The organism is Bacillota bacterium (assembly GCA_040754675.1).
In the GTDB taxonomy this organism is placed as follows: Bacteria; Bacillota; Limnochordia; order Limnochordales; family Geochordaceae; genus Geochorda.
Genome location: JBFMCJ010000268.1, coordinates 1 through 5616, shown reverse-complemented (window position 1 = coordinate 5616; position 5616 = coordinate 1). Strand labels below are relative to the sequence as shown.

Below are 5616 nucleotides of genomic sequence, written 5' to 3'. Positions count from 1 at the left end.
CGGCCCGTGCGGGTGCGGGCACTGGCCCGCCAGGAACGGCCCCAACAAACGCGCCAAGAAGCACGAAACCTACGGCGGTTACGACTGCTACAGACACCCGGCATGGTGATCGCATGGTAGGCCCCCCGGTTCTGGCGATGTTAGGTATTATTATACATTTCCATGGATACCGGTGCAATGGTGGTGGCGGGCCAGCCAGTGAAACTCCCGTTCTGATGTCTCAGTTTTCTGCGTGCGGCCCGCCGGTGAGGGTTCGACCCGGTCCCGGTCCACCGGGACAGCTTGCCCTGCCTGCGCAGTGCTCCGGTCACCGGAAACCCGCGAAAAACCCGCGCTGCTATTGCGCTCTACACCCTGGTGAGCAGCGGGGATGACTGGGATCGCTACGAAGCCCTGCAGTGGCGGGCGGCGGAGCGGTATGCCGCCGCGAACCCCGACGATCCGGACGTCCCCGAGCTACTGCGAAGGGTGCGCCACGACCGGGACACATACCTCCGCTGGGGTCGCAAGACCCTTGGATGGTGCGTGTACCTTTTCCGCCGGTGACACCCGGGGCGCGTCAACCGGCCACGACACGGCGGCGCAGTGCGGCGTGAATACTGAGGTGGCCTGGACGTCCTGTAGGGCGGGTGATAGGACTACCCTCGGAACTTCCTCGGAGAGCAGTAAGGCCCCGTGGCCCGCGGTCCACGGGCGGGCCGTGCGTCGTGACGCAGGACGGGGTCGGGTTACCACGCATGAGCAGCCGGTGGGACGGCGCGAGCCCGCCCTGGCTTCGCAGGTCCCGGAGGCTGCGTCGTCGAGCCACGCCCTGCTCTGGTCACCCGGCCTCTCCCCCGGGCCGGCAGCAGGATCGCCCTTCCGAGCAGCGGAAGCCCCCGGGCGCGGTGTATGCACCAGGGGACCACGGCGCCGCGGCGAGGGAGAACGGGCAAGATGGCTGTGAACCGGCAGCCCGGCCGTCTTCGGGTGGGAACCTCCGGATTCAACTATCCTCACTGGAAGGGGCGGTTTTACCCGCCAGACCTGCCCTCGGCCCGGTGGCTCACGTACTATGCTCAACACTTCACCACCGTCGAACTCAACGTGACCTTTTACCGGCTCCCGGGTGAGCAAGCCTTTCGTCGCTGGGCCGCCAGCGTGCCACACGCTTTCCGCTTCGTCCTGAAAGGCAGCCGGTTCATCACCCACATCAAGCGCCTCAAGGATTGCGACGAGCCCCTGGAGGCCCTTTTCCGGAACGCCGGTCCCATTGGTCAGCAGCTCGACGTGGTGCTCTGGCAGCTGCCGCCGCGGTTTCGGGCCGACCCTGAGCGCCTGGAAACGTTTCTGGAGCAGCTTGACAGGTGGACGTTTCGGCATGCCTTTGAATTCCGCGACGCCTCCTGGTTCGAACCTTCCGTACTGGAGGTCCTGCGGCAGCACAACGCGGCCGTGGTGATGGCCGACTGGCCGTTTCCCGACGTGGACATTCAGCCCACGGCCAACTGGATCTACCTGCGCCGACACGGGCCGGCCCCGCCCTACGCCGGCAGCTACCCCGACGAGATCCTGGCAAGGGATGCGCAGGCCATCGGGGCCTGGCTGCGCTGCGGCATGGACGTCTTCTGCTTCTTCAACAATGACGTGGGCGGCTACGCCGTAGAGGACGCGCGGCGGCTTCAGGCTCTGGTGGGGGATGTCCCTGGACATTTGACCCATGACCCGAACTCAAGGGGTCAGGTACCCTGATAGAGGCGCCGTCAAGACTGTAGATCCATTTCGGGGGCTGTGTATGGAAACACCACGTCAGTCGCCAAGGCAGGCATCCATGCCGTCTATCTACCACAACTGGATGAGCTGGCTGTCCACCGGCCTTGCGGGGTACACCCTCTCGCTCATGGCCATCCTGCACCTGACCAACGTCCTGCTCGGCCGGCCCAACCCCTATCTGGGCGTCCTGACGTACCTCGTGCTGCCCGTGCTGTTCTTCCTCGGGCTTGCCGGCATCGTGGTCGGCATGTGGATCGAGGCCAGACGCCGCCGGCGAGAGGGGGTTGCCCCCCTTCTGCCCGTCATCGACCTCAACGCCGTCGTTCCTCGGCGGCGCTTCGTGCAGTTCTGGGTCGGGAGCTTCGGCTTCGTGGTTTTGCTGTCGTTCACCGCCTACAGCGGGTATCACTACACGGAGTCCGTGCAGTTCTGCGGCGAGACCTGCCACACCGTCATGAAGCCCACCTACACAGCGTACCAGGGTTCGGCGCACGCCCGGGTGCCCTGCACGGAGTGCCACATCGGCCCGGGCGCAAGCTGGTGGGTTCGCAGCAAGCTCTCCGGCACGTATCAGGTGTATGCCTACGTGTTCGATCGGTACGAGCGGCCTATTCCCGTCCCGATTGAAAGCCTGCGCCCGGCCCGAGATACCTGCGAGGAGTGCCACTGGCCGGCCAAGCTCTACGACTCGGTGCTGCGGCGCCGCCGCTACTTCTCTGCGGATAAAGCCAACACCGCGTGGGAGGTGCATCTGGAGATCCCGGTCGGAGGCGGGCGTAGAGCGCTGGATGTGGACGGGGTTCACTGGCACGTGCTCCCGCAAAACCAGGTGCAATACGTCGCCTCCGACGCTCGCCGCCAGGTGATCCCCTGGGTGAAGGCCATCGGGCCTGATGGGCGGGAAGTGGTCTTCGAAGACGTCGAGCAGCCCCTCGACCCCGCCGTGCTGGCCACCGCCGAGGTGCGCCGCATGGACTGCATCGACTGCCACAACCAGCCCAGCCACGTCTTCAAGCCGCCCGTCCGGGCGGTCGATGAGGCTCTGGCGTTCGGGGCCATCAGCCCCAGGCTCCCCGAGATCAAGGCGGCCGCCGTGAGCGCCCTGACGGCCTCCTACCCGTCGCAGGAGGCCGCCGAACGCTCCATCCGGTCCCAGCTCACGGAGTTCTACCAGACGAACTACCCCGATGTGGTACGGTCGGATCCTTCGCTGCTCGAGACGGCGATCCAGGAGCTAACGGACATTTACAGGGCCAACATCTTTCCCGAGATGAAGACGGACTGGCGGGCGTACCCGAGCAATGCCGGGCATCTTTTCTCGCCGGGGTGCATGCGCTGCCACGACGGCAAGCACAAGAGCGCCGACGGCGCGGTCATCCCGGCCGACTGCGACACGTGCCACCGGATCGTCGCGCAGGGGCCGCCCGACCGCCTCGTCACCAACCCGTCCGGCATGCCGTTCGTTCACCCCATGGACGAAAGCGAGATAACCGAGCCGGAGGCGTGCTGGGAGTGTCACGACGGCACGGCCTATTAGCCCGATGGCGCGCCCGGGGCTACTGCTCGCCCCGGGCGCTGTACATCAGCTCGTCGTAGCGCTGCAGCATCCGGGCGGCCGAGAAGCGTTCGACGACGTCGGCGATGCTGTTGTGCATCATCTCGACCCACCGCGCGCGGTTCTGCTCGTAGGTCGGCAGGACTTCCTCGAGCAGCGTTTCGTAGAGCGAGCGGGCGTCGTGCTCGTCTGCGTCGGGGCCCTCGTACCCGCCGCCGATCTGCCAGCCGTTTTCGCCGTGGCGGCAGGCCTCGGGCCACCACCCGTCCAGCACGCTGAAGTTGAGGACGCCGTTGATGGCGGCCTTCATGCCGGACGTCCCCGACGCTTCCATGGGGCGGATGGGGTTGTTGAGCCACACGTCCGAGCCCCGGGTCACCATGCGGGCGATCTCCATGTCGTAGTCCGGCACGAAAACGACACTCCTGGGATAGCGCCGGGCCATGGCCAAAAGCTGCCCGACGATCTCCTTGCCCCGGTCGTCGAGAGGGTGCGCCTTCCCCGAGAAGATGACCTGAACCCGGCCCGACTCCAGGTACGGCCCGATGACGTCCGGCTCCCGGAAGATGAGGTCGGCACGCTTGTACGGTGCGGCCCGCCGGGTGAAGCCGACGAGGAGCCGGTCGGGGGAGAGCCGCGTGCCTGTGCGCCGCTCGATGAAGTCGATGAGTTGTGCCTTCAGCGCCGAATGAACGCCCCACAGGTCGCCGCCCGCGGCAAACGCCCTGGCCATCCGGGGATCCTGCCAGGTCGGGACGTGCACGCCGTTCGTGATGCCCTGGATGGGAGGAGCGCCGGTCACGTCCGCCCACATGCGGCGGGCTGTGCGGCCGTGCAGCTCCGAGACGCCGTTGGCAGCCCGGGACAGGCGCAGTGCCGCGACCGTCATCTGGAACGGGTCGCCGCCGATGCGGATCATCTGCCGGCGATTCAGGCCGCAAAACGCCCCCATGTACTCCAGGAGCGCGAGCGGGTGCGTTTCGTTGCCTTCCTTGACCGGCGTGTGGGTCGTGAAGACGATACGCCGCCGGGCGGCCTGCCACGCCTGGTCAAACGGCAGGCCCTTCTCCATGTGCTGGCGGATCAGCTCCAGGCCCGCCAGGACGGCGTGCCCCTCGTTGAAGTGGTAGATCTCGACCTCCAGCCCCAGCGCCTGAAGCGCCCTCACCCCGCCGATGCCCAGCACCATCTCCTGGGCGACCCGCTCCTCGGCGAACCACCCGTAAAGCTGCCCCGTAATCCAGCGGTCGGCGTTCGCGGGGAGGTTGGTGTCCAGCAGGTAAAGCGGGGCGTGGCGCGGACCGCTGGACCGGCCCGAGCCATCCAGGCGCCACACCTTGATGTGCACGGGCCGCCGGCGGATTTCGACGGTCACCTCGACGCCCGTCTCCTCCAGCTCGTCCTTGATCCGGTCGTACAGCGGATACGCATCCACGACCCGGCCGTCCTCGATGATCTGCCGGACGTAGCCTTGCCGCCAGAGGATGCCCACGCCCACCATGGGGAACTGCGCGTCGTGAGCTGCCTTCAGAAGGTCGCCCGCCAGGATGCCGAGCCCCCCGGCATAGAGCGGGAAACGGGCATCCAGGCCGAATTCCATGCACAGGTACGCGACGCGGACGCGCTGCGGCATGATGGCCGTCACCCCTCTCAAATCCTGTGCAGCAACCGCCGGGCTCCATCCACCGCGGGGGCGTTCGCTCCCCAAGGTGCCGGCTCCTAGTACTACCTCGTTTCTTCGACGAAACTCGGGGCTCCACGCAGGAGGAAGGGTAGCCCGGTGAGCAAAGCTTTGGGTCACTCCCTCCGAGGGGGTGATCTCCATGGTGGCACTCAAGCCCGGGGCCGACCCCGAGTTGAAGGCGTTTTTGCGGCCGTTTGGGGAGCTGTTTGCACGGCCCGAGAACCGATTTGCCTGCCAGTGCTACCTGCTGGGGTTGCTGAGCGACCGGCCGCGCAAGAACTGCGACCGGATAGCCGAGGTGGTGCGGGGCGCGTCGTCGCAGAGCTTGCAGCAGTTCATCACGGATACCCGCTGGGATCCGCAGGCCATGGACCGCTTGCGCATCGAGCTGATGACCGCCCAGGCCTGCGAGGCGGATGGGGTGCTCATCGTGGACGACACGGGCCTGCCCAAACAGGGTAAGCACTCGGTCGGCGTGGCCCGTCAGTACTCGGGGACGTTGGGCAAAGTGGGAAACTGCCAGATCCTGGTCACCTGCCACTATGCTGACCCGGTCTGGGACTGGCCGGTGGCGGGGCAACTCTACTTGCCCAAAGAATGGGCCACCGATGCCGAACGCCGGGAG

At 66.7% G+C, this 5616-nt stretch carries 5 protein-coding genes; 4 read left to right on the top strand and 1 reads right to left on the bottom strand.

Translation table 11 applies throughout. From position 1 onward, the window contains the following. The first annotated feature begins 357 nt into the window (after positions 1 to 357). The 3 genes from AB1609_14530 (at position 358) to AB1609_14520 (ending at position 3289) form a co-directional block, all read left to right on the top strand. The gene (locus tag AB1609_14530; GenBank protein MEW6047675.1) at positions 358 to 546 is read left to right on the top strand and encodes a hypothetical protein; all 189 of its coding nucleotides are present in this window, start codon (positions 358 to 360) and stop codon (positions 544 to 546) included. 390 nt (positions 547 to 936) lie between these two features. Beyond that, positions 937 to 1731: a DUF72 domain-containing protein gene (locus tag AB1609_14525; protein ID MEW6047674.1), complete on the top strand. Its 795-nt coding sequence runs from the start codon at positions 937 to 939 to the stop codon at positions 1729 to 1731. Between the two features lie 79 nt (positions 1732 to 1810). Then, positions 1811 to 3289 carry a NapC/NirT family cytochrome c gene (locus tag AB1609_14520; protein ID MEW6047673.1) on the top strand — a complete coding sequence of 493 codons (1479 nt, stop codon included), beginning with the start codon at positions 1811 to 1813 and terminating at the stop codon, positions 3287 to 3289. A 19-nt stretch (positions 3290 to 3308) separates the two neighbouring features. On the opposite strand, the gene glgP is transcribed toward AB1609_14520, so the two are convergent. After that, positions 3309 to 4943, bottom strand: coding sequence for an alpha-glucan family phosphorylase (gene glgP, locus AB1609_14515; GenBank protein ID MEW6047672.1), 1635 nt, complete (start codon positions 4941 to 4943; stop codon positions 3309 to 3311). A gap of 187 nt (positions 4944 to 5130) precedes the next feature. Here glgP and AB1609_14510 point away from each other — a divergent pair. After that, the coding region (locus AB1609_14510) for a transposase (protein MEW6047671.1) at positions 5131 to 5616 on the top strand (486 nt) is incomplete at its 3' end.

Excerpts from the sequence above, each read along its gene's own strand:
- AB1609_14525 (MEW6047674.1), top strand. The coding sequence starts at position 937 with ATGGCTGTGAACCGGCAGCCCGGCCGTCTTCGGGTGGGAACCTCCGGA.
- AB1609_14520 (MEW6047673.1), top strand. The coding sequence starts at position 1,811 with ATGCCGTCTATCTACCACAACTGGATGAGCTGGCTGTCCACCGGCCTT.